This window comes from Pantoea sp. SoEX (assembly GCF_009829945.1).
Taxonomy (GTDB): domain Bacteria; phylum Pseudomonadota; class Gammaproteobacteria; order Enterobacterales; family Enterobacteriaceae; genus Pantoea_C.
In genome coordinates, this window is record NZ_SZZT01000001.1 from 317,553 (window position 1) to 341,214 (window position 23,662).

Sequence of the window (23,662 nt, forward strand, 5' to 3'; positions counted from 1 at the left end):
TAGATAATTTTATTTTTTTAATACTAAAAATGCTATTTTGTTTTGAAATAAAAATATAATTTAAGGAAAATGATATGAAATCAACTAAATTAGTTTTGCTCAGACATGGAGAAAGTCAATGGAATCAAGAAAATCGTTTTACCGGATGGATAGATATAGATCTATCATATCAAGGTCGTATAGAAGCTAAAGAAGCAGCTAATATTTTAAAAAATCAGGGTTTTTTATTTGATTTTGCTTATACTTCTATGTTGAAAAGAGCTATTCATACTCTCTGGTATATTATGGATGAACTAGATCAAACTTGGCTTCCCGTAGAAAAATCTTGGTATCTTAATGAACGTCATTATGGTGCTTTACAAGGATTAAATAAAATAGAAACAGCTAAAAAATATGGAGAAGAACAAGTTAAACAATGGAGACGCAGTTTTACCATATTTCCACCAAAAATAAAAAACTATGATTGCAAATTTTCTGGATATGACCGAAAATATTCTTTTTTAAAACCTGAACAATTACCTTTAAGTGAAAGTCTACAAACAACTGTTAATAGAGTTGTTCCTTATTGGGAAAAAAATATTTTACCTTTAATAAGAAAAGGCAGTAAAGTTATTATTGTTGCGCATGGTAATTCTTTAAGAGCACTAATAAAATATTTAGATAATATAAACGAAAAAGATATTTTAAATATTAATATTCCAACAGCTAAACCATTAATATATGAATTTGGAAATAATGATAGCATTATAAATAAATATTATATAAATTAAGATATTTTTTATTATAATATAAAATTAATGTTTATTTTTTTATTAAGTCAAATATTATTCTTCAAGTGACATTTTATCTTTTTTGCGAAATTTAACATACGATTTAGTGGTAATAATGCTGCTGTTCTTAATTTATGATCAATGTTAATTTCGTGTTTAGAACCGCCAAATTCAAGGCTGTCAGAAATATTTTTAAGATTATTCATTTCCATCCATGGACAATGTGCACAACTTCGGCAAGTTGCACCTTCACCTGCAGTAGGTGCTTCTAATAATTCTTTATTTGGTACAACTTGTTGCATCTTATAAAAAATAGCACGATCAGTAGCAACAATTACTTGTTTATGAGGTAAAATCTTTACTGCATTAATTAACTGAGTGGTAGATCCAACAACATCAGCTAATTCAATTATTGATTGAGGAGATTCTGGATGTACTACAATAGCAGCATGAGGATATAAAACCTTTAACCGTTTTAGTGCTTTAACTTTAAATTCATTGTGAACAATACAAGTACCTTGCCAATTTATTATATCAGCATTAGATTTTTGTTTAATATAATTGCCTAAATTACGATCTGGTGCCCAAATAATTTTTTTTCCTAAAAAATTAAGATACTCAATTAATTTAATAGCAATGCTTGAAGTTACTACCCAATCAGCACGAGCTTTTACTGCTGCTGAAGTATTAGCATAAACTACTACAGTACGATCTGGATTGTCATCACAAAAAGCACTGAATTTTTCAATAGGGCAACTAAGATCTAAAGAACATTCTGCTTTTAAAGTAGGCATTAATACATTTTTCTCTGGACTAAGAATTTTAGCTGTTTCTCCCATAAACCTTACACCAGCTACTAATAGAGTGGTAGCTGGATACATTCTGCCAAATCTAGCCATTTCAAGAGAATCAGAAACACATCCGCCTGTAATTTCTGCTAATTTTTGAATTTCAGGGTTAGTATAATAATGTGCTATTATAACAGCGTTACGAGACTTAAGAAGACTTTTAATTTTATTTAAATAAAACTCCTTTTCTTCACTATTTAATTTATCTGATTTACTTGATAAAGGATACGATACAGTTTCAGTGTTAGATAAAGTATTTTTCATATTTCGCTCATTTTATTAATTAAAATATTTTTTAATTAATAAACTAAAGTATTCAAAAATTATATTAGGCAAAATATTACATTATTGAAATAATAATACTACAATAAATCAATATATTATACAGTAAAAATACTATACATATATTAAAAATTGTAGAAATGTATTACTATAATATCAAGATAAAACAGATTTTACTGCTAAGCCTATATCTGTTAATTTTAATACAATATTAACTCCAGCGCATTTAAGTAAATCTATTTTCTTATCTGCAGTACCTTTACCACCTGAGATAATAGCACCGGCATGTCCCATGCGTTTTCCTTTTGGAGCTGTTACTCCAGCTATATATCCTATAACAGGTTTTGTAACATATTTTTTGATAAAAATAGCTGCTTTTTCTTCAGATACTCCGCCAATTTCTCCAATCATTACTATTGCTTTTGTTTGTGAGTCATCTTGAAACATTTTTAATATATCCACAAAATCAGAACCAACAATAGGATCTCCTCCAATGCCAACACAAGTAGACTGACCATATCCAATATCACTAATCTGTTTAACTGCTTCGTAAGTTAGAGTACCAGAACGTGATACTACACCAACATTACCTGATTTATGAATATAATCTGGCATAATTCCAATTTTGCATTCATTTGGAGTAATGACTCCAGGACAGTTAGGGCCAATCATACAGATTCCTGATTCATCTAGTTTTTTTTTGATTATTAACATATCTAAAGTTGGGATTCCTTCAGTAATTGTAATAATCAACTTTATACCGGAATCTATTGCTTCAAGGATACTATCTTTACAAAATTGTACAGGAACATATATTACAGTAGCGGTAGCACCCGTATGTTCAACGGCTTCATACACTGTGTTAAATACAGGTAATCCCAGATGTATAGTTCCACCTTTTCCTGGGGTTACTCCACCAACCAGTTTAGTACCATACTTGAGTGCTTGTTTAGAATGGAAAGTTCCTTGTTTTCCAGTAAAACCTTGACAGATTACTCTAGTAGATTTATTAATCAGAATAGACATTTTGGTTCTCCGCAGAATAACTAATAGAAGATTTAACTGCCTGTACTAAATCTTTTATAACAATGATTTTTAATCCACTATTAATTAACTTTTTATGAGCTAATTCAGCGTTATTTCCTTCTAATCGTACAATAATAGGTAATTCTATATTTAAAATATTTATTGCATCTATTATACCATCAGCTATTAAATCACAACGTACTATCCCACCAAAAATGTTAATAAGAATAGATTTAATGTTCATATCTGATATTATTATTTTAAAAGCTTCAATTACACGTTCTTTAGTCACGCTACCGCCAACATCAAGAAAATTAGCTGGATTACCGCCATAATATTTAATTATATCCATTGTGCCCATAGCTAATCCTGCACCGTTTACGATACAACCGATATTGCCTTCAAGTGAGATATAATTTAATTCAAACTTACTTGCGTATGCTTCTCTTTGATCTTGTTGAGTAATATCATATAGTTCAATCAATTCTGAATGACGAAATAAAGCATTATCATCAATTATTAATTTACTATCTAGACAAATTAAATCCCCTTTATTATTGATTATTAAAGGATTAATTTCAATTAACATAAGATCTAAAGAAACAAATATATTTGATAATTTTAGAAATATATTAGTAAACTGTGATATTTGTTTACCTGTCAAACCTAATTTAAAAGCTAATAATCTACCTTGATAGTTCTGTGGTCCAGTTAAAGGGTCTATTAACACTTTATGAATTATATTGGGCATCTTTTTTGCTATTTTTTCTATTTCAACACCTCCTTGAATAGAAGCTATAAAAACTATGCGGCAAGTTTCACGGTCAATAGTAGCACTTAAATAAAGTTCTTTATCAATGATTGTGTGTTCTTCAATTAAAAATTTATTAACTAATTGTCCTTTTTTGTCTGTCTGATAAGTTATAAGATATTTACCATGCCATTGTTCAAAAAATTTCTCAATTTTTTTAATGTTATTTAATGTTTTTACAGCACCGACTTTACCTCGACCACCAGAATGTACTTGACATTTTATCACCCATGAGTTATTGCTAATTTTACAGCATGCTTCTTTTATTTCGGGTAAATTAGTACATACGAAACCTTTTGGTATAGGTATATCATATTTTGCCAGTAAATTTTTTGATTGATATTCATGTAAGTTCATGGTTATTACATCCATTTATATCAGATTATGATATGTTTTTTTCTAAAAAATTAACATTATACGTCTAATAGTAAACGCATTGGATCTTCTAATCCTTCTTTTACCTTAATTAAGTAACCAATGGATTCACGACCATCAATTAAACGATGATCATATGATAAAGCTATATACATCATTGGCAATATCATAATTTTTCCATGTATCGCCATTGGTCTATCTTTAATAGCATGTATACCAAGAATTGCACTCTGTGGTGGATTAACTATAGGAGTGGACATTAACGATCCAAAAACTCCTCCGTTGGTAATGGTAAAATTACCACCAGTCAAATCTTCTACCTTTAGTGTCGCATCTCTACCTTTAGTGGCTAATTCTATTATTTTTTTCTCTATATCAGCCATGTTCATGCAATCTGCATCTTTAATAACTGGAGTTACTAATCCTCTTGGTGTTGATATAGCAATATTAATATCAAAATAATTGTGATAAACAATATCATCATTATCAATAAAAGAATTAATTTCAGGATATTTTTTTAATGCCTCTATAACAGCTTTAACATAAAAAGACATATAACCTAATCTAACTCCATGATTTTTTTCAAAAATATCTCCATACTTTTTACGAATATTTATTATTTCATACATGTTTACTTCATTAAAAGTTGTTAACATTGCAGTATTATTTTTAGCATCTACCAGTCTTTCTGCAATACGTTTACGCAATCTTGTCATTGGAACACGTTTTTCAATTCGGTTAACAATTGAATTATCTTGAATTGTTACATTATTTTTTTCTTTATCATTTAAGTAATTCTTTACATCTTCAATTTTTATTTGTTTGTTATTATCGCAAAAAGATTTTATTTCTGTAATGTCTACATCATGTTCCGCTATAAATCTACGAACCGATGGACTTAATGTATTGTTTTTTTCCTTTTGTAATTTTAATTTATTATCTTTAATATCTTTATTTTTTCCCTGATTATTAAATTTATCAATATTATTGTTAGAATCAGTAGCTTTTTTTAAAAAACCAATAATTTGATGCGCTTTTACAATTGAACCTGTATCTTCTAAAATATTATCTAATATACCGTCAGCAATTGCCGGAATTTCTATTATTACTTTATCGGTTTCAATTTCTACTAATACTTCGTCGATATTAACTTTATCTCCTGGTTTTTTATGCCACGTTGCTATTGAAGCATCAATAACTGATTCAGGTAAATCCGGAACTATAATTTCTAAAACACTCATCATTTTTCCCTTTAATTCAAGTCAATGCGTTATTAACCAGATCTTGTTGTTGTTTATAATGTACTAACATACTACCTACTGCTGGTGAAGCAGAAGCTGGACGACTAGCATAACGCAATGTAGCATTATAAGGTAATACTTCATTAAAATAATGCTGTATAAAATACCATGCACCTTGATTCAGAGGTTCTTCTTGGCACCAAATAAAATCTTTTACATGAGAATAAGATATTAACATTTCCTTGATTTCATCATATGGAAATGGATATAGTTGTTCAATACGTACTATAGCTATTTCTTTTTGTTGATTTTTATTTCGTTGTTCAAGTAAATCAAAATAAATTTTTCCAGAACAAATTATCACACGTTTGATATTTTTTGCATGTATGTTGAATTGTTCACCAATTACCAATTTAAATTTTCCAGTAGCCATTTCTTCTAATGTTGATCTAACTAAAGGATGTCTTAGTAAAGACTTAGGAGACATAACAATCAGTGGGCGACGTATCTTTCTGATAATTTGACGAAGTAACATATGATACATCTGTGCTGGTGTAGAAGGAATACAAACTTGTATATTATGCTCTGCACAAAGTTGTAAATAACGTTCAAGACGAGCAGAAGAATGTTCAGGACCTTGACCTTCATAACCATGCGGTAACAGCATAACCAGTCCACATAAGCGTCCCCATTTTTGTTCTCCTGAACTTATAAACTGGTCAATAACTACTTGTGCTCCATTTGCAAAGTCGCCAAATTGAGCTTCCCAAATGTTTAAAACTCTTGGTTCTGTTATAGAATATCCATATTCAAATGCAAGAACAGCTTCTTCTGATAAAACAGAATCCCAAATTTCAAATTTTCCTTTTTCACTCGATATGTAATTTAAAGGAATATAAGTTGATCCGTCAGTTTGACTATGTAAAATTGCATGACGATGAAAAAAAGTTCCTCTACTACAGTCTTCTCCTGAAATACGTATTGAAATCCCTTGATTTATCAAATAAGCATAAGCAAGATTTTCTGCTGCACCCCAATCAAATCCTTTCTTACCTTCTGCCATTTCTTTTCGATCATTATATATTTTAGATACTCTTTCTTGTAATTTAATTTCTTTGGGAATATAGCTAATAATACGTGCCAATTTTTGAAGATTTTGCACATTATTAAAATATTTATAATTATCATTAAAGCTTAAGTTATCAATATAATTTGACCATACTGAATTACATAAATTAGTATTTCCTATATTAGGTACAACACATTCACCTATTTCAAGTTCATTACGATAAGAGGTAATCATATCTTTTAGGTCTATTTCAGAAATAACCTTATTTTTTACTAAAAAATCTGCATAAATTTTACGTACAGTTGGATGTTTTTTTATTTTATCATACATCACAGGCTGAGTAACTGTAGGTTCATCAGATTCGTTATGTCCATGACGTCTATAGCATATTAAGTCTATAAATACATCTCGTGCAAATTTATTTCTATATTCTAAAGCTAATCTAGTAACAAATATTACAGATTCTATATCATCTGCATTAACATGAAAAATAGGAGCTGATATAATTTTACCAATATCAGTACAATATTTGGTTGAGCGTGCATCTTTAACATTTGAAGTAGTAAAACCTATCTGGTTGTTAATTACAATACGAACCGTACCACCTACTTCATATCCTCGAGTTTGAGACATATTTAATGTTTCTTGAACTACACCTTGAGCACTTACAGAAGCATCACCATGAATTGTAATAGGTAATATTTTGTTTTTATTATTTTTCATTAAAAATCTATTTAATCTTGCGCGTACTGAACCCATGATGACTGGACTAATAATTTCAAGATGAGATGGATTAAAGGCTAATACTAAGTGTAATAAACTATTTTTTATTTGAATATCAGAGGAAAACCCCATGTGATATTTAACATCACCCGAACCTATATTTTTTTTATATTTACCAGTAAATTCATCAAACAAATCTTTAGGTTTTTTACCAAATACATTTACTAAAACATTTAGACGCCCTCTATGTGCCATACCTAAAACTATTTCTTGTGTTCCATTTTTAGCTGAATAGCGAATTATTTCACGCAACATAGGAATCAAAACATCACCACCTTCTAAAGAGAACCTTTTGGTACCTGGAAATTTCGCACCTAGATATTTTTCTAATCCTTCTGATGCAACTAAATCTTTCAAAAATTCTCTTTTTTCTGTTATACTAAACAACTCGTTGTTGTGATGAGTTTTTTCAATATATTTCTGAATCCAAAGTTTTTCTTCTAAACTACTAACTTGCATGTATTCTACACCGATAGAACGACAATATGTGTTTCTTAATTTTGCAATTAAATTAGATAATTTTATGTGTTCTAATGATCCGCCATAATGTACATTAAAACTATCCTTAAAATTATCTTCAGTTAATTCATGAAAATAAGGATTAAGATCATTTATTACATCTTTCTCCCATAATTCTAATGGATCTAAATTCGCATGTTTATGACCATACATGCGAAAAGCATTAATTAATCCCATTACTTTTAAGTATTGATAATTATTCCTTTTAGGAACGACAGAAATAAAACGACTTTTATCGGTTGATACATAACGAAAATATTCACGTACATTAGAATGGAATTGTTCTGATTCATTCTCTAAATTTACTAATTTTTGAAATATTGATTTCCATTCTATATCAATAGAACTAGGATTTTTTAAAAAATCTTCATAAAGTTTTTCAAGGTAGTAATGATCCATACCTAATAACCATGAAGATTCTAGCCAAGATTTTACCGCTCTATTTTGCATTATAATCTCTTAAATTTTAATTATGATGTTAATAAAAGCATTTGAGTATTGTAGCTTTTTTAATATCATTATTTTGGAGGTCATTTATAATAATTTTAAAGAAGAAATTAAATTATACAAAAAATAATAAAATTATTTACAATAAATATTACTAATTTTTATTTTTTTAATAACATTAATTTAATTTTATTAATAGCTCTTGTTGGATTTAGTCCTTTTGGGCAAACGCTGACACAATTCATTATATTATGGCAACGAAAAACACTAAAAGAATTACATAAATTTTTAAGACGACTATTTGTTTCAGTATCTCTGTTATCAGCTAAAAAACGATAAAGTGTTAATAATCCGGCTGGACCAATAAATTTATCTGGATTCCACCAGAAAGAAGGACATGCAGTAGAACAACAACCACAAAGAATGCATTCATACAATCCATCTAATAATTCACGTTGAGCTGGTGACTGAATATATTCGTTTACAGGATTATCTTCTTTATTATGTAATAAGAAAGGCTTAATTTTTTCATACTGAAAATAAAACTGATCCATATCTACAACTAAATCACGTATAACTGGTAATCCTGGCAAGGGACGTATAATTATTTTTTGTTTTTTATTTTTTAATTTTGATATTGGAGTTATGCAAGCTAGTCCATTTTTACCGTTCATGTTCATACCATCAGAACCACAAACTCCTTCTCTACATGAACGACGAAATGATAATGTTGGATCCTTTTCTTCTTTTAAAGAAATTAAAGCATCCAATACCATTATGTCTTGATTCTCTTCGATATCAAGAAAATAATCTTGCATATATGGTTTATCATTAATTTCTCTATTATATCGATAAATTGAAAACCAAAGTTTCATGGGTATCTTTACTCAATTTAATAAGTACGTGCCTTTGGAGGGAAAAAATCACGAAATTTAGGTGACATATTAACTTTACGAGTAGTCATACTTTCGGTATTTGGTAAGTAAATACTGTGACATAACCAATTTTTATCATCTCTTTTGGGAAAATCAAAACGATTATGTGCTCCTCTACTTTCAGTCCGGTAATATGCTGCTAATGCTGTTGCATATGCTGTCTCCATTAAGTTATCTAGTTCAAAACACTCTATACGTTGTGTATTGAATTCCTTAGAACGATCATCTAATTTAACAGACTTTAATTTTTCTCTAATAATTTTTAACTCATGGATGCCTTTTTTCATCGATTTTCCCTCTCTGAAAACAGAAAAGTTATTTTGCATACAATGTTGTAATTCTTTACGAATATTAGTTGGATTTTCTCCTTCTGTATTTTTTTCCCAATAATTCAAACGCATCATTGCAAAGTTAATATCTTCCCTAGAAGGATTTCGCAGTTCTCCTTGTTCCTCTATACTTTTAGTTAAGCATAAACCAACTGCTCGTCCGAATACTACTAAATCTAGTAATGAATTACCTCCAAGACGATTAGCTCCGTGTACAGATACACAGGCAACTTCACCAACTGCAAATAAACCCGGAACAACTATATCCTCACCATTTTCGTCAATTCTTATAACTTGACCAGTTATTTTAGTAGGAATGCCGCCCATCATATAATGACATGTGGGTATTACAGGAATTGGAGTTTTTGTAGGATCAATATTAGCAAAAGTACGAGATAATTCAAGAATACCTGGTAACTGAGAACCAAGAATTTTTTCCCCTAAATGATCAAGCTTCAATTGAACATGAGGACCAAGAGGTCCATTGAAACCACGACCTTCACGAATTTCTATCATAATTGACCTTGAAACTACGTCACGACTAGCTAAATCTTTAGCATTTGGAGCATAACGTTCCATAAAGCGTTCATTATGCTTGTTTAGTAGATATCCACCTTCTCCACGACACCCTTCTGTTACTAAAACTCCAGATCCTGCTATTCCAGTCGGATGAAATTGCCACATTTCCATATCTTGTACAGGAAATCCTAGACGTAATACCATACCAATACCGTCTCCGGTGTTAATATGCGCATTTGTTGTAGATTGAAATATTCTTCCAGCACCACCAGTGGCTAATATAGTTGCTTTAGCTTGAAAATAAACAGTCTCACCGGTTTCAATTTTAATGGCAATACACCCAACAATAGCATTATCTATATTTTTTACTAAATCTATTACGTACCATTCCGAAAAAATATTTGTTTTATTTTTCAAATTTTGTTGATATAAAGTATGTAATAAAGCATGACCAGTACGATCGGCAGCAGAAGCTGTACGAGATGCTTGTTCTTCTCCAAAATTTTTTGATTGTCCACCGAAAGGACGTTGGTAAATGCGACCACTTTCCAGGCGAGAAAACGGCAAACCCATATGCTCTAATTCTAAAATTGCTTGTGGACCATTTTTACACATATATTCAATTGCATGCTGATCTCCTATATAGTCAGAACCTTTTACTGTATCATACATATGCCATTCCCAATTATCTTTATGTATGTTACCTAAACTTACAGTAATACCACCTTGTGCAGATACCGTATGAGATCTTGTAGGAAAAACTTTCGATAATAAAGCACAATTTTTCCCTGATTTAGTAATTTGAAGTGCAGCTCTCATTCCCGCACCTCCTGCACCTATCACAATAGCATCAAATTTTTTAACTGGTAAATTCATTTATCCTCCACAAACAATAGCAAATCCATAAATAGCATATGATGCTAATATTACTATAATAATTGTTTGTAATATAATACGCATAACCACATACTTAACATAATCTGTTAATACTTGCCATATTCCAATCCATGCATGCAATATAACTGAAAATAACAATAACATGGTAAAAATTTTAGTTGAAATATATTCAAAAAATTTATGCCAATTATAGTAATTAAATTGATTTACATAAGTAAAAAAAATAAGAAGATAAATTATATACAAGAATATGATAATTGCTGCTATACGTAATATTAACCAATCTCGAATACCGTTATTACGGCCTAGAGCCGATGTGTCATTTACCATATGAAAACTCCGGCCAATAATATGGAAAATAAAATACTAATGACAAATACTATATAAGATGAAAAAATACCAGTTTTTAATGTTTCAGATAACCATCGGAAATCCATTAAAATATGACGAATTCCATTAACTATATGATATATAAAAACAGTTAAAATACTCCATATAGTAAGTCTGAAATAAAAATTATCAAAAAGTATTTCAACATAATGAAAATTTTCTTGAGAAGAAAGAGATAAATCTAATAACCATAAAAAAATGCCAAAAAGAAATAGCATTATTACACCAGAAATGCGATGCAATATAGACGATATGGCTGTAATAGGAAAGTAAATCGTCGATAATTTTAAGTTGATAGGTCTTGACTTGTTCATTATTGGCGTTAATTTTAATATAAATTAATTTAATTGTTTGTCATATTGATTAAAATAATTACTCTAAGTATAAATGGATCATAATATTGATTACAATTCTTAAAGTAAGAATATTTTACTATTTTTAAATAAAAATTGATAATTATCAATTTTTATTTTTATATTTTAATATATTGGTAATGATAAGTGAAATATTTTATTTTATAACTTGTTAATAATTATCTAATAAAACTTACGGTGTATGTTAATTTCAAAATTAAATTATTTGTTAAATTAATTTCTGTTAGAACATTAAATAATTTAATTATTGTTTCTAATATATGTAAATTTTAGAATTTAATTCTACAGTTTTTTATAATTTTTGACAACTTAATCGTATAATTCTTATTCATAAGAATTTAATTATTATAAAATAAAACAATACTGGCAATTAATTGTTATTTAATCTAAATTAAATATTACGATAAAATTAATATGGATTTTATAGTACATGACCGATGAAACAATAACACTCACTTTACAAAATAATACAACAATTAAATTAAGTATATTAAAAGATACTTCAGGTCAAAAAGTAATTGATATAAGAAATATAAACTCTAAAGGATTACTAACATTTGATCCTGGATTTACTTCTACTGCATCTTGTGAATCTAAAATTACTTTTATTGATGGAAATAGGGGTATTTTACTACATAGGGGTTTTCCTATCAATCAATTAGCTACACAATCTAACTACTTAGAGGTTTGTTATATTCTCCTAAATGGTGAAGCTCCTACAAAACAACAGTTCGAAAAATTTCGTAAAATCGTGATACGTCATACAATGATTCATGAACAAATTACTAGATTATTAAATGGCTTCCGTAGAGATTCTCATCCAATGGCTGTCATGTGTGGTGTTACAGGGGCATTAGCAGCATTTTATCACGATTCACTTAATGTAAACATAGAACGACATCGAGAAATTGCAGCTTTTCGTTTATTATCTAAAATGCCAACAGTAGCAGCTATGTGTTATAAATATTCTATTGGTCAACCATTTATTTATCCACGTAATGATATTTCTTATGCTGGTAATTTTTTACATATGATGTTTGCTACTCCATGTGAAGTTTATGAGATAAATCCTATTTTAGAAAGAGCTATGGATCGCATACTAATATTACATGCTGATCATGAACAAAATGCATCTACCTCTACTGTTCGTACTGCAGGATCTTCTGGAGCTAATCCTTTTGCTTGTATAGCCGCAGGTATAGCTTCTCTTTGGGGTCCTGCACATGGTGGAGCTAATGAAGCTTGTTTAAATATGCTAGAGGAAATTAATAAAGTTGATTCTATAACAAAATTTATAAAACGTGCAAAAGATAAAAAAGATTCTTTTCGTCTTATGGGTTTTGGTCATCGTGTATATAAAAACTATGATCCTCGTGCAAAAGTTATGCGTGAAACCTGTCATGAAGTTCTAAATGAACTAGGTATGAAAAATGATCTTTTAGAAGTTGCTATGGAACTAGAGAAAATTGCATTAAACGATTCATATTTTATAGAACGAAAGCTATATCCGAATGTAGATTTTTATTCTGGTATTATATTAAAAGCAATGGGTATTCCTTCATCAATGTTTACAGTAATATTTGCTGTGTCTCGTACTGTAGGCTGGATTGCACATTGGAAAGAAATGCATGATAATAACATGAAAATTGCTAGACCTCGTCAATTGTATACTGGATATGTTGAGCGTAAATTCATTTCTAGATTATCTGATTAAACATTATTTTTTAATGTAGCAATAATAGCTCAATTATTGTATAGTATAATCACTTAATTATCGTTAATTAAACATTTTATTTTTTAAAAACATAAACTTTGGTTATTTTTTGAAATAATTTCAATATTTTTGAATTTTTTCAATTTATTTACAAATTAATACTAAAATTATTTTAATAATCACTAGTAAATTGTTATTATTTGTAATACAAATTTTGCAATTATGATAACATAACCAATAACTTACATTGTTTAAATGATATTTAAAAATTAATATGCTTAAAATAATTAATTTTCTTAATGATAAGATAATTTTAATATGAAAGTGTTTCTATATTTATATACATTAATAATTTAGTATTTTTAACAAAGGATTTTCTATTTATGGCTGATATAGGAATTTTTTTTGGTAGTGATACCGGTAATACTGAAAATATTGCCAAAATGATACAAAAAAAAATAGGTAATAATATATCAAAAATTTTTGATATAGCTAAAAGTAGTAAAGAAGACATAGAAATGTTTGATATTATTTTAATAGGAAGTCCTACTTGGTATTATGGAGAAGTTCAATGTGATTGGGATGATTTTATTCCGACATTAAAAGAGATAAATTTTAAAAATAAAATGGTAGGATTATTTGGTTGTGGAGATCAGGAAGATTATACAGAATATTTTTGTGATGCTATAGGAATTATACATAATATTGTATCATCTAATAATGCAAAAATTATAGGACATTGGTCCAATGAAGGTTATCAATTTGAAGCTTCAAAAGCTCTCTTAAATGAAAAAATCTTTTTAGGATTAACAATTGACGAAGATCGCCAACCAGATCTTACTAAAGAACGAGTACATAAATGGGTCACACAAATTTTAAATGAATGTAAAATTAAAAAAATATAAATTTTTATTAAAAATTTATAACATTTAGATATTAATAACTTAAAGATATGTTAAATGACAAATTTTAATCTTTTAATTCTGTATAATTATCACGTAAACTAACAATGCGATTAAATACTAAATGCTCTTTATTAGAGTGAGTGTGGTCCACACAAAAATATCCTTCTCTTTCAAATTGATATGGTTTGGTAGATGGTGCATTTTGAAGGCTTTTTTCTACGTATCCATATTTGATCTGTAATGATTCATGATTTATTTTATCAAGAAAATTCTCTTCTATCTCTGGATTTTTTATATTAAATAAATTGTTATATAAATGGAATTCTGCAGGTATGGAATGTAATATTGATATCCAATGAATTATACCAATTCCTTTGGTTTTACAATTAGTTATGTTTAATTCATTTAGACTATTTAAGTCACAAGTACAATATATGCAAGTAATTTCTCCTTTTTTGTTTTTAGTTACAAAATTTGATTTAATAACACATGCATTACGTAAACGTACTTCTTTCCCAAGAACTAAACGTTTATAATTTTTGTCAGGTTTTTCACGGAAATCAGCTCTATCTATCCAAATTTGATTACTAAATTTTACTATACGAGTATTCATGTCTATATTACTAGGATGATTTTTCATCACAATATCTTTTTCAAAAGATGATGGTAAATTCTGGATAATTAATTTTATTGGGTTCAATACTGCCATAGCACGAGGTGCATTTTTATTAAGATCATCACGAATACATGATTCTAATAAATTTATTTCAATAAGATTTTGTTGTTTTGTTACTCCTACTCGACAACAAAATTCACGAATTGCAGATGGAGTGTAACCGCGACGACGTAATCCAGAAATAGTTGGCATGCGAGGATCGTCCCAACCTTCAACATATTTTTTAATTACTAATTGACTTAATTTTCGCTTTGATAGCACTGAATATTCCAAATTTAACCTAGAATATTCATATTGGTTAGGACGTGTTGCAATGGAAATATTGCTTAATATCCAATCATAAAGCCTACGATTATCTAAAAATTCTAACGTACATAAAGAATGTGTAATACCTTCTAAAGCATCAGATATACAATGAGCAAAGTCATACATAGGATAAATACACCAATTATTTTTAGTCTGATGATGTTCAAAAAATTTAATTCTATATAATACTGGATCTCGCATTACTATAAAATTAGAAGACATATCAATTTTAGCACGCAAACACGCCTTACCTTCTTTAAAATAACCTTTACGCATATTATCGAATAACAATAAATTTTCTTCTACTGTTCTATAACGATAAGGACTATTTTTTCCTGGTTTGTTCCATATTCCCCGATAATCTTTTATTTCTTGTGTTGTTAATTCATCTACATATGCTAATCCTTTTTTGATAAGTTCAATTGCATATTCATATATTACATTAAAATAATCTGATGTATAGCAAACATTTTTATTCCAATTAAAACCCAACCATAGTATATCTTTCTTTATGGATTCAATAAAATAATTACTTTCATTTACTGGATTAGTATCATCAAAACGTAAATTGCAAGTACCATTATAATCTTTTGCTATCCCAAAATTTAAACATATAGCTTTTGCATGACCAATATGAAGATAACCATTTGGTTCTGGTGGAAAACGAGTACATATATTGTCATATTTACCTAGTGATAAATCCTTATCTATAATTTGACGAATGAAATTAGTGTATTTGTGTTTCTGTTTTTTCATTTTAATTACTTCTTGTCCTTAAAAAAATGAAATCTTAATTATAAATTTAGCTTGATAAAAATTTGTTATAATAATTAATTTCATATGTAAGATAAATTATTGTATAATGAAATTTATTAACTAAATTAGTTAGAATAATATAAATAATTTTTAATTTTTTAATATATAGGTAAAGTATTATATAAATTAAAAAAATATAATTTTTATATATTATTGTGTAATATCTAAAAAATAATGTGTATAAAATATATTACTTATTAACAATAACATATTTTAATGTAAAAAATCAGAAATAATTTATATTTTCAATATCTAGAATATTGGATTATAAAAAAATTTAAATGAAATGCGCAATAAAACAATGAAATATTTTGATCCAAAATAATTTTAGTACAAAACCGTTTATCAATAATTGAAAATATGGCAATGAACCTATATAAATTATAATAAAATTAATATATTATCTGTAAATGGTGAAATTTATAATCATCATAAATTAAGTAATAATATTGAAAATAATTACTAATTTCACGACAATTCTGATTGTTGGTTAGCTATTTTTGTTCTTTATCAAGATTAAAAAATAAATTTACTACTTAATTGATTTATTTAATATTAAAAATAAGATATGTCTTTATTTTACACCTATTCGTGTCAAATAAGAAAATGTTAAAAATAATATAACTAATTTTTAATAAATTAATGTGATGATGTACCATAGAATATTATAATATAATTTAATTCTATTTATAATAACTATTATTATAAATAGAATTAAACAAAAATATATATTGAAAAATATTAAACTTTCTTGTTGTTTAAAATTAAAAGTTATCTATATTTAGAAATTTGATTTTTATCATCTCGTAAACATATGGTGTTAAATGTTAATACAGTAATGACTTAAAATACCGATGTATTTGATATCGCATAAAATTAGATTTATAGTAATCAAAATGATATTCATCAGGTTGATGATGAAATATTTTGTGTTTATCTTCTCTTCAATAAAACTCCTATTACTAAATAATTTTATGAAGCAAATATTCGTAATTTATTACCTTTGAATATATTCAATTGTTTGTGTGTTAATAAAGCTATGTTATACTAGAAAAGGGAGTAAATGTTTTTTTAGATGTAATATTCCTTGATATTAGAAACTAACGTTAATCTAGCAAATAAAATATATGACTATGATCTTAGAATAGAAAAATACATATTAAATGTAAATAATTCTTAATTAAGAAACATATAGAAAAATATTTTAAGAAAAAAACTAGTTGACGGAATATAATTAAATTATCATAATACAATTGTCTCGTAGATCCAATACCGTAGCTACGTAGCTTAGTCGGTCAGAGCACAGCACTCATAACGCTGGGGTCACGGGTTCGATTCCCGTCGTAGCTACCATTCATTGCGGAAGTGGCGAAATAGGTAGACGCACCAGATTTAGGTTCTGGCACTTTTGGGTATGCGAGTTCAAGTCTCGCCTTCCGCATTACGTTATGTATGTGATTGATTAATGTAATTGGGGTATAGCCAAGTGGTAAGGCACCGGTTTTTGATACCGGCATTCCCTGGTTCAAATCCAGGTACCCCAGCTTTCTTTAATATTTTTAAATTTATTAATAATATCTAGCTATTTAAAATAGATAATTATTACATTGAAATATTATGTTATTTAATATTATTAAATAACATTTAAAAAACATTAATAAAATGAATTTTTCATGTAAAAAATTATAATGTATATTTTAAATCATTGCCTTGTTATATATGACATAATCTCTTCCTTAAGAAAGAATTATATTGAGCGAAACATCATATATTATAAAAATATCTTATTGTGTTTATCATATTAAAATAATAATATAATTTTTAAAGAATTAAATATAGAATGAAAAAAGTATATATTAAAACTTGGGGTTGTCAGATGAATGAGTACGATTCATCTAAAATAGTAGATTTACTTCAGAAAAATCAAAATTGTATTATAACAAAAGAATCTAGTAATGCTGATATCTTACTATTAAATACATGTTCTATTAGAGAAAAAGCTCAAGAAAAAGTTTTTCATCAACTAGGTAGATGGAAACATTTAAAAAAAAATAACAACAATTTAATTATTGGAGTTGGTGGTTGTGTTGCTTCACAAGAAGGTGAATATATTATAGAGCGTGCACCTTACGTGGATATTGTTTTTGGACCACAAACTTTTCATCGTTTACCAGAAATGCTTAACAAATTTTATAAAACTAAAAATGCAATTGTTGATGTTAGTTTTCCAAAACTAGAAAAGTTTAAATCGTTTCCTAAAACTATATCGCACTCTCCTAGTGCTTATATTTCTATTATGGAAGGTTGTAACAAGTATTGTGCATTTTGTATAGTTCCATATACTAGAGGAGAAGAAGTAAGTCGTCCAAGCATTGATATATTACTAGAAATTTCTGAATTAGCAGCGCAAGGAGTAAGGGAAATAACTTTATTAGGACAAAATGTAAACGCTTATCGTTGGTTTGATGAAAAAAGTGGGAAAATTTATACTTTTGCTAATTTATTACGCTTAGTAGCATCAATTACAGGTATTGATAGGATCCGTTTTATTACAAGTCATCCAATTGAATTTAAAGATGATTTAATTGAGGTATACAAAGATACACCAAAACTAGCAAGTTTTCTACACTTACCTGTACAAAGTGGTTCTGATCGTATATTAAATTTAATGAAAAGATCTCATACTATATCATATTATAAATCTATAATTGAAAAATTAACGAAAGCTAGACCTAATATTCAAATCAGCTCTGATTTTATTGTAGGATTTCCTGGAGAAACTAAATATGATTTCGATCAGACTATTAATTTTATATCAGAAATAAATTTTGATATGAGTTTTAGTTTTTTATATTCTCCTAGGCCAGGAACGCCAGCAACTTATTTACCAGATAAAGTGAAAGAGGAAGAAAAAAAATATAGATTATATATATTGCAAAATATTATAAATAAACAAGCAAAACAATGGAGTGAAAAAATGCTCGGAACGATACAACGTGTCCTAGTTGATAAAATTTTACATGATAATGAATCAATATCAGGCAAAACTGAAAATAATCGTGTAGTTGTATTCAATGGTTCATCAAATAATATAGGAAAATTTGTTGATGTAAAAATTACAGATAGTAACATTCATTTTTTAAAAGGAAAATTAATAAATGTGGAAAATGATATTAATTTATAATACAATACCAGCTTTACATTAAATGTATACCAATAATTAAAATATTAATGATTATTATATTTATTTTATTTTTAAATTAAAATAAAGTAAAATATTACTTTACATAATAAAATTATATGTTAGCAAATAAAAAATTAATTTATAATAACAGTATTATTGATTTACAGATTATTTATAAAAGTAACGATATACCTAATAAATTAAAATTTCAAAAATGGGTAAAAACAATATTATTTTATTTTCAAATACAAGCACAGATAACTATACGTTTAGTGGATAAAAAAGAAAGTTATAATCTTAATTTAAAATATAGAGGAAAAAGAAGACCAACTAATATTCTGTCATTTTCTTTTGAAAAACCTCTTTGGATCAATTTATCTTTATTAGGCGACCTAGTGATTTGTTTTCCAATTATACAAAAAGAAGCCGCAGAACAAGGAAAAAGTATTGAATGTCATTTAGCACATATGGTAGTGCATGGCACATTACATTTGCTTGGTTATGATCATTATAAAGTATATCAAGCTAAAAAAATGGAATCTATTGAAATTAAAATAATGTCTCTTCTAGGATATCCTAATCCTTATTATTTAGATTATTAAATAACAGTATTCATGTAATCATATATTATCTTGTTTGGTTTTTTCTATTTTCCATAGTAATATATTTAATGAAAAATGATTAACTGAATATATTATTTTATTAGCAAACAAAACAATGTGTTAAAATTTTTATAATATTATATATTTATTAACCGTAATTAAAACATGTTATAATTGATATTACTTAAATTAATTTATTGTAATATTAATATTTAATCACTATATATACACATTTAATTTTTTATTTGTTTCTTAATATTAAGAAAGTTTTATAAATATTGAATATCCAATAATAAAATTCAAAATATCATTTCAATTTATATATGATATCCTCATTCCTAAATATAGGATTTATTAAACAGTAGCTCTGAATGAATTTGAAATATAATAGATTGCACGATCGTAAATCTATTATTATATTTGAAACTATTATTACTTTTTACCTATATTTTATAATATTTATAGATTAAGATACAATAATAAATGTTATTAAAAAATTGTTTTGATAATAATTTTAATTATATTATGATATTCAATAATTAAATTAAGGATTACATTTATACATGCAAAAAGAATATGTTCCTAAAGATATCGAAATTAAAGTTCAAAATCTTTGGGATAAAAATAAAACTTTTAATGTAACTGAACAAAAGAAAAAAGAAAAATATTATTGTCTATCTATGTTGCCCTATCCTTCTGGTAACATACATATGGGTCATGTAAGAAATTATACTATCGGAGACGTAATTTCTAGATATCAGCGTTTGCTTGGTAAAAATGTATTACAGCCAATTGGTTGGGATGCATTTGGATTACCAGCAGAAAATGCTGCAATTAAAAATAACACAATTCCTTCAGTTTGGACTTATAAAAATATTTTCTATATGAGAAAACAATTAAAATCTTTGGGATTTGGTTATGATTGGAATAGAGAATTAACTACTTGTAAACCAGATTACTATTATTGGGAACAATTGTTTTTTATAAAACTTTATAAAAAAGGTCTTGTGTATAAAAAAATAGCAAAGGTTAATTGGTGTGACAAAGACCAAACTGTATTAGCTAATGAACAAGTAATCGATGGTTGTTGCTGGCGTTGTGATAATAAAGTACAAATTAAAGAAATATCGCAGTGGTTTATGAAAATAACTGATTATGCAGAAGAGTTGCTAAATGATTTAGAAAATTTAAAAGGATGGCCTGAAAAAGTTAAAGTTATGCAACGTAATTGGATTGGTAGATCTGAAGGTATTGAAATTACTTTTGAAATATTTGATAGTAAAGAAAAAGTAACAATATATACTACACGTCCGGATACTATTATTGGAGTAACTTATATTAATTTATCAATAAATCATTGTTTAGTTTTAAAAAATTCAAAAAATAATATTAATCTTTTCAATTTTATCGAAAAATGTCGTAATACCAAACTAGCAGAAGCTGATATTTCAAAAATCCAGAAAAAGGGAATAATGACAGATTTGTTAGCAATTCATCCTTTAACTGGTCAAATAATTCCAGTTTGGGTATCTAATTTTGTTTTAGAAGATTATGGTACAGGCGCTATAATGTCAGTTCCAGCCCATAATCAAATAGATTGGGAATTTGCTACTAAATATAATTTACCTATAAAACCAGTTATTTTAAATATTGATGGTAGTAAACCAAATGTAAGTAAATCAGCCATGATAAAAAAAGGTGTATTATTTAATTCAGGTAAATTTGATGGATTGAATCATACAAATGCAGTTAGGATTATTTCTGAAACATTAATAGGAAAGAAGATCGGTAAAAGAAAAGTTCATTACCGTATTCGTGATTGGAATATTTCGCGTCAACGTTATTGGGGCACACCCATTCCTATGGTAACATTAGAAGATGGAACTCTAAAACCTGTACCACATGAATGCCTACCTGTTGTATTGCCTGAAAATGTTATTATGGATGGAATAAAAAATCCGCTTAAGACTGATTTAAAATGGAATAGAATAAAATTAGATAATCAAATTGCTTTTAGAGAAACTGATACTTTTGATACTTTTATAGAATCATCATGGTATTATGTTCGTTATACATGTCCTAATTACAAGAAAGGAATGGTAGATTATTCAGCAGCAAATTATTGGCTACCAGTAGATCAATATATAGGCGGCATAGAACATGCAATAATGCATTTGATGTATTTTCGTTTCTATCATAAATTATTACGAGATGCTGGTTTTTTAAACTGTGATGAGCCTGTAAAAAGACTTCTTTGTCAAGGTATGGTATTATCTGATTCTTTTTATTATATTAAAAAAAATGGTGAACGTGAATGGATATCTCCACAAAATGTTAATATTAAAAGGAATAAATTAGGTCAAATTATAGAAGCAATTGATAATAAAGGTAATATACTAGTTTATGACGGCATGAATAAAATGTCTAAATCTAAAAACAATGGAATTGATCCACAAAATATAATTAATAGATATGGAGCCGACACTTTACGTTTGTTTATTATGTTTGCAGCACCAGTAGAAATGACATTACAATGGAAAGAATCTGGTATAATTGGAGCAAATCGTTTTCTAAAACGTTTTTGGACTTTAGTATTTAAACATATACAAAAGGGGAACAATTATTCTTTAATATTATCTGATCTTAATAATAATCAAAATGTATTATTAAAAAAATTAAATAATACTATCATCAAAGTAACTGATGATATCGACCGTCGTAGATCTTTCAATACAGCTATTTCTGCGATTATGCAATTAGTCAATACATTAATACATAATTTTAAATATGAAGATAGTAAGGAAGATAGAGCTTTAATGCAAGAAATATTATTGGTAGTGACACGTCTTCTTTACCCATTTACTCCTCATATTTGTTATGTATTGTGGAAACATTTAGGAGGACATGGAAATATAGATGAATCATCTTGGCCAATTCCTTATAAACTTGTAACCATTAATAATTCTTTTTTAATATTGGTGCAAATAAATGGAAAACTAAGAGATAAGATTTTAATTACAGATAAAAATATTACACAAGAAGCAATACAAAACATGGCTATTAAAAGCAGTAAGATTATAAAATATATTGATGGATTGGTTATTCGCAAAGTTATATATATACCAGATAAACTAATTAACTTTGTTACTAATTAAAATTTTATTACTCATTAAAATAGGGAAATAAAATGAGGAAAATAATTAATAAAATATTCATATCACTAATGATATTGATGGTAACTAGTTGTAGTATGGAATCGTTTCGTATTTATCATGCACCACTAGGATTTAGGGAAATAATTATCGAAAATCAGCAAAAACATAATCCAATTTTAAGTGATCTATATGAAGGATTATTATATAATCGTGTTAAAATAATGGAAGATACGTTGCAAAATCGTAAAAAATTTCCTGTTTTGATATTTAATTATCCTTTATTAGAACACTACGGTACTGCTATTCATCTTGGAGATGACGGATTTCCATTAAATTGTCAATTTGTATTTAAGGTAAAGGCCAGTTTTAAATTACCTGGAGATGGTATTTTTCATCCAATATTTGTTAATAGTAATAATTCTCTCTGTCATTATTTTGGTAGTTTTAAAAAAAATTATCCTTTGATCATTAAAGAGATAAATAAACATACTGCTCATGTGCTTATGAATAAATTATTTTATACATATAAATCAAAAGTTAAAGTTAAGAGAGTAGTATTAAATTCGACAATCAGCAAGTTTTTACATTTTATAAGGCATGGTTTCAGCAGCAAGTTATCGAAAACTCCTATAGTTCATAAAGCTACGAATCCTATAGTTCATAAAGCTACGAATCCTATAGTTCATAAA

Annotated in this window: 17 protein-coding genes and 3 tRNA genes; 10 read left to right on the forward strand and 10 right to left on the reverse strand. The window is 27.4% G+C overall.

Going from position 1 to position 23,662, the window contains the following annotated elements; translation table 11 throughout:
- The first annotated feature begins 74 nt into the window (after window positions 1-74).
- Window positions 75-770, forward strand: coding sequence for a 2,3-diphosphoglycerate-dependent phosphoglycerate mutase (gpmA, locus tag FD726_RS01375; protein WP_159989786.1), 696 nt, complete (start codon window positions 75-77; stop codon window positions 768-770).
- Between the two features lie 47 nt (window positions 771-817).
- Here gpmA and nadA read toward each other — a convergent pair whose 3' ends face one another.
- The 9 genes from nadA to sdhC form a co-directional block, all read right to left on the reverse strand.
- Window positions 818-1,882: a quinolinate synthase NadA gene (gene nadA / locus FD726_RS01380; protein ID WP_159989787.1), complete on the reverse strand. Its 1,065-nt coding sequence runs from the start codon at window positions 1,880-1,882 to the stop codon at window positions 818-820.
- A gap of 174 nt (window positions 1,883-2,056) precedes the next feature.
- Complete coding sequence (gene sucD, locus FD726_RS01385) at window positions 2,057-2,926, reverse strand: succinate--CoA ligase subunit alpha (RefSeq protein WP_159989788.1); 870 nt, start codon at window positions 2,924-2,926, stop codon at window positions 2,057-2,059.
- Entirely contained in the window at window positions 2,910-4,094 is a 1,185-nt protein-coding gene (gene sucC / locus FD726_RS01390; RefSeq protein WP_159989789.1) for an ADP-forming succinate--CoA ligase subunit beta, read from the reverse strand. The genes sucD and sucC overlap by 17 nt, the downstream gene beginning before the upstream one ends.
- A gap of 56 nt (window positions 4,095-4,150) precedes the next feature.
- Entirely contained in the window at window positions 4,151-5,353 is a 1,203-nt protein-coding gene (odhB, locus tag FD726_RS01395) for a 2-oxoglutarate dehydrogenase complex dihydrolipoyllysine-residue succinyltransferase (protein WP_159989790.1), read from the reverse strand.
- A 16-nt stretch (window positions 5,354-5,369) separates the two neighbouring features.
- Complete coding sequence (locus tag FD726_RS01400; protein WP_159989791.1) at window positions 5,370-8,174, reverse strand: 2-oxoglutarate dehydrogenase E1 component; 2,805 nt, start codon at window positions 8,172-8,174, stop codon at window positions 5,370-5,372.
- Between the two features lie 158 nt (window positions 8,175-8,332).
- Entirely contained in the window at window positions 8,333-9,046 is a 714-nt protein-coding gene (locus FD726_RS01405; protein ID WP_159989792.1) for a succinate dehydrogenase iron-sulfur subunit, read from the reverse strand.
- A 17-nt stretch (window positions 9,047-9,063) separates the two neighbouring features.
- The gene (gene sdhA, locus FD726_RS01410) at window positions 9,064-10,830 is read right to left on the reverse strand and encodes a succinate dehydrogenase flavoprotein subunit (RefSeq protein WP_159989793.1); all 1,767 of its coding nucleotides are present in this window, start codon (window positions 10,828-10,830) and stop codon (window positions 9,064-9,066) included.
- Window positions 10,831-11,181, reverse strand: coding sequence for a succinate dehydrogenase, hydrophobic membrane anchor protein (gene sdhD / locus FD726_RS01415; protein WP_159989794.1), 351 nt, complete (start codon window positions 11,179-11,181; stop codon window positions 10,831-10,833).
- A complete protein-coding gene (sdhC, locus tag FD726_RS01420) occupies window positions 11,175-11,555 on the reverse strand; it encodes a succinate dehydrogenase, cytochrome b556 subunit (RefSeq protein ID WP_159989795.1) in 381 nt (126 codons plus the stop codon). Before sdhC ends, sdhD begins: the two co-directional genes overlap by 7 nt.
- Window positions 11,556-12,045: 490 nt before the next feature.
- Here sdhC and FD726_RS01425 point away from each other — a divergent pair, with 490 nt between their 5' ends.
- Window positions 12,046-13,329 (forward strand): citrate synthase, encoded by a 1,284-nt coding sequence (locus FD726_RS01425; RefSeq protein WP_159989796.1) that lies wholly within the window; start codon window positions 12,046-12,048, stop codon window positions 13,327-13,329.
- A gap of 383 nt (window positions 13,330-13,712) precedes the next feature.
- Window positions 13,713-14,234: a flavodoxin FldA gene (fldA, locus tag FD726_RS01430; protein ID WP_159989798.1), complete on the forward strand. Its 522-nt coding sequence runs from the start codon at window positions 13,713-13,715 to the stop codon at window positions 14,232-14,234.
- Between the two features lie 64 nt (window positions 14,235-14,298).
- Here fldA and glnS read toward each other — a convergent pair whose 3' ends face one another.
- Complete coding sequence (glnS, locus tag FD726_RS01435; RefSeq protein ID WP_159989799.1) at window positions 14,299-15,972, reverse strand: glutamine--tRNA ligase; 1,674 nt, start codon at window positions 15,970-15,972, stop codon at window positions 14,299-14,301.
- A gap of 1,336 nt (window positions 15,973-17,308) precedes the next feature.
- Here glnS and FD726_RS01440 point away from each other — a divergent pair.
- The 7 genes from FD726_RS01440 to FD726_RS01470 all read left to right on the forward strand — a co-directional run.
- Window positions 17,309-17,385 (forward strand) — tRNA-Met (locus FD726_RS01440).
- A gap of 6 nt (window positions 17,386-17,391) precedes the next feature.
- Window positions 17,392-17,473: transfer RNA gene (locus FD726_RS01445), tRNA-Leu, on the forward strand.
- A gap of 31 nt (window positions 17,474-17,504) precedes the next feature.
- Window positions 17,505-17,576: transfer RNA gene (locus FD726_RS01450), tRNA-Gln, on the forward strand.
- Window positions 17,577-17,872: 296 nt separating this feature from the next.
- Window positions 17,873-19,216: a tRNA (N6-isopentenyl adenosine(37)-C2)-methylthiotransferase MiaB gene (miaB, locus tag FD726_RS01455; protein WP_159989801.1), complete on the forward strand. Its 1,344-nt coding sequence runs from the start codon at window positions 17,873-17,875 to the stop codon at window positions 19,214-19,216.
- A 116-nt stretch (window positions 19,217-19,332) separates the two neighbouring features.
- Window positions 19,333-19,818 carry an rRNA maturation RNase YbeY gene (ybeY, locus tag FD726_RS01460; RefSeq protein ID WP_159989802.1) on the forward strand — a complete coding sequence of 162 codons (486 nt, stop codon included), beginning with the start codon at window positions 19,333-19,335 and terminating at the stop codon, window positions 19,816-19,818.
- A gap of 563 nt (window positions 19,819-20,381) precedes the next feature.
- On the forward strand, window positions 20,382-22,973 hold the full coding sequence (gene leuS, locus FD726_RS01465; protein WP_159989803.1) for a leucine--tRNA ligase: 2,592 nt from the start codon (window positions 20,382-20,384) through the stop codon (window positions 22,971-22,973).
- Between the two features lie 32 nt (window positions 22,974-23,005).
- On the forward strand, window positions 23,006-23,662 hold a 657-nt coding region (locus tag FD726_RS01470), incomplete at its 3' end, for a hypothetical protein (protein ID WP_159989804.1).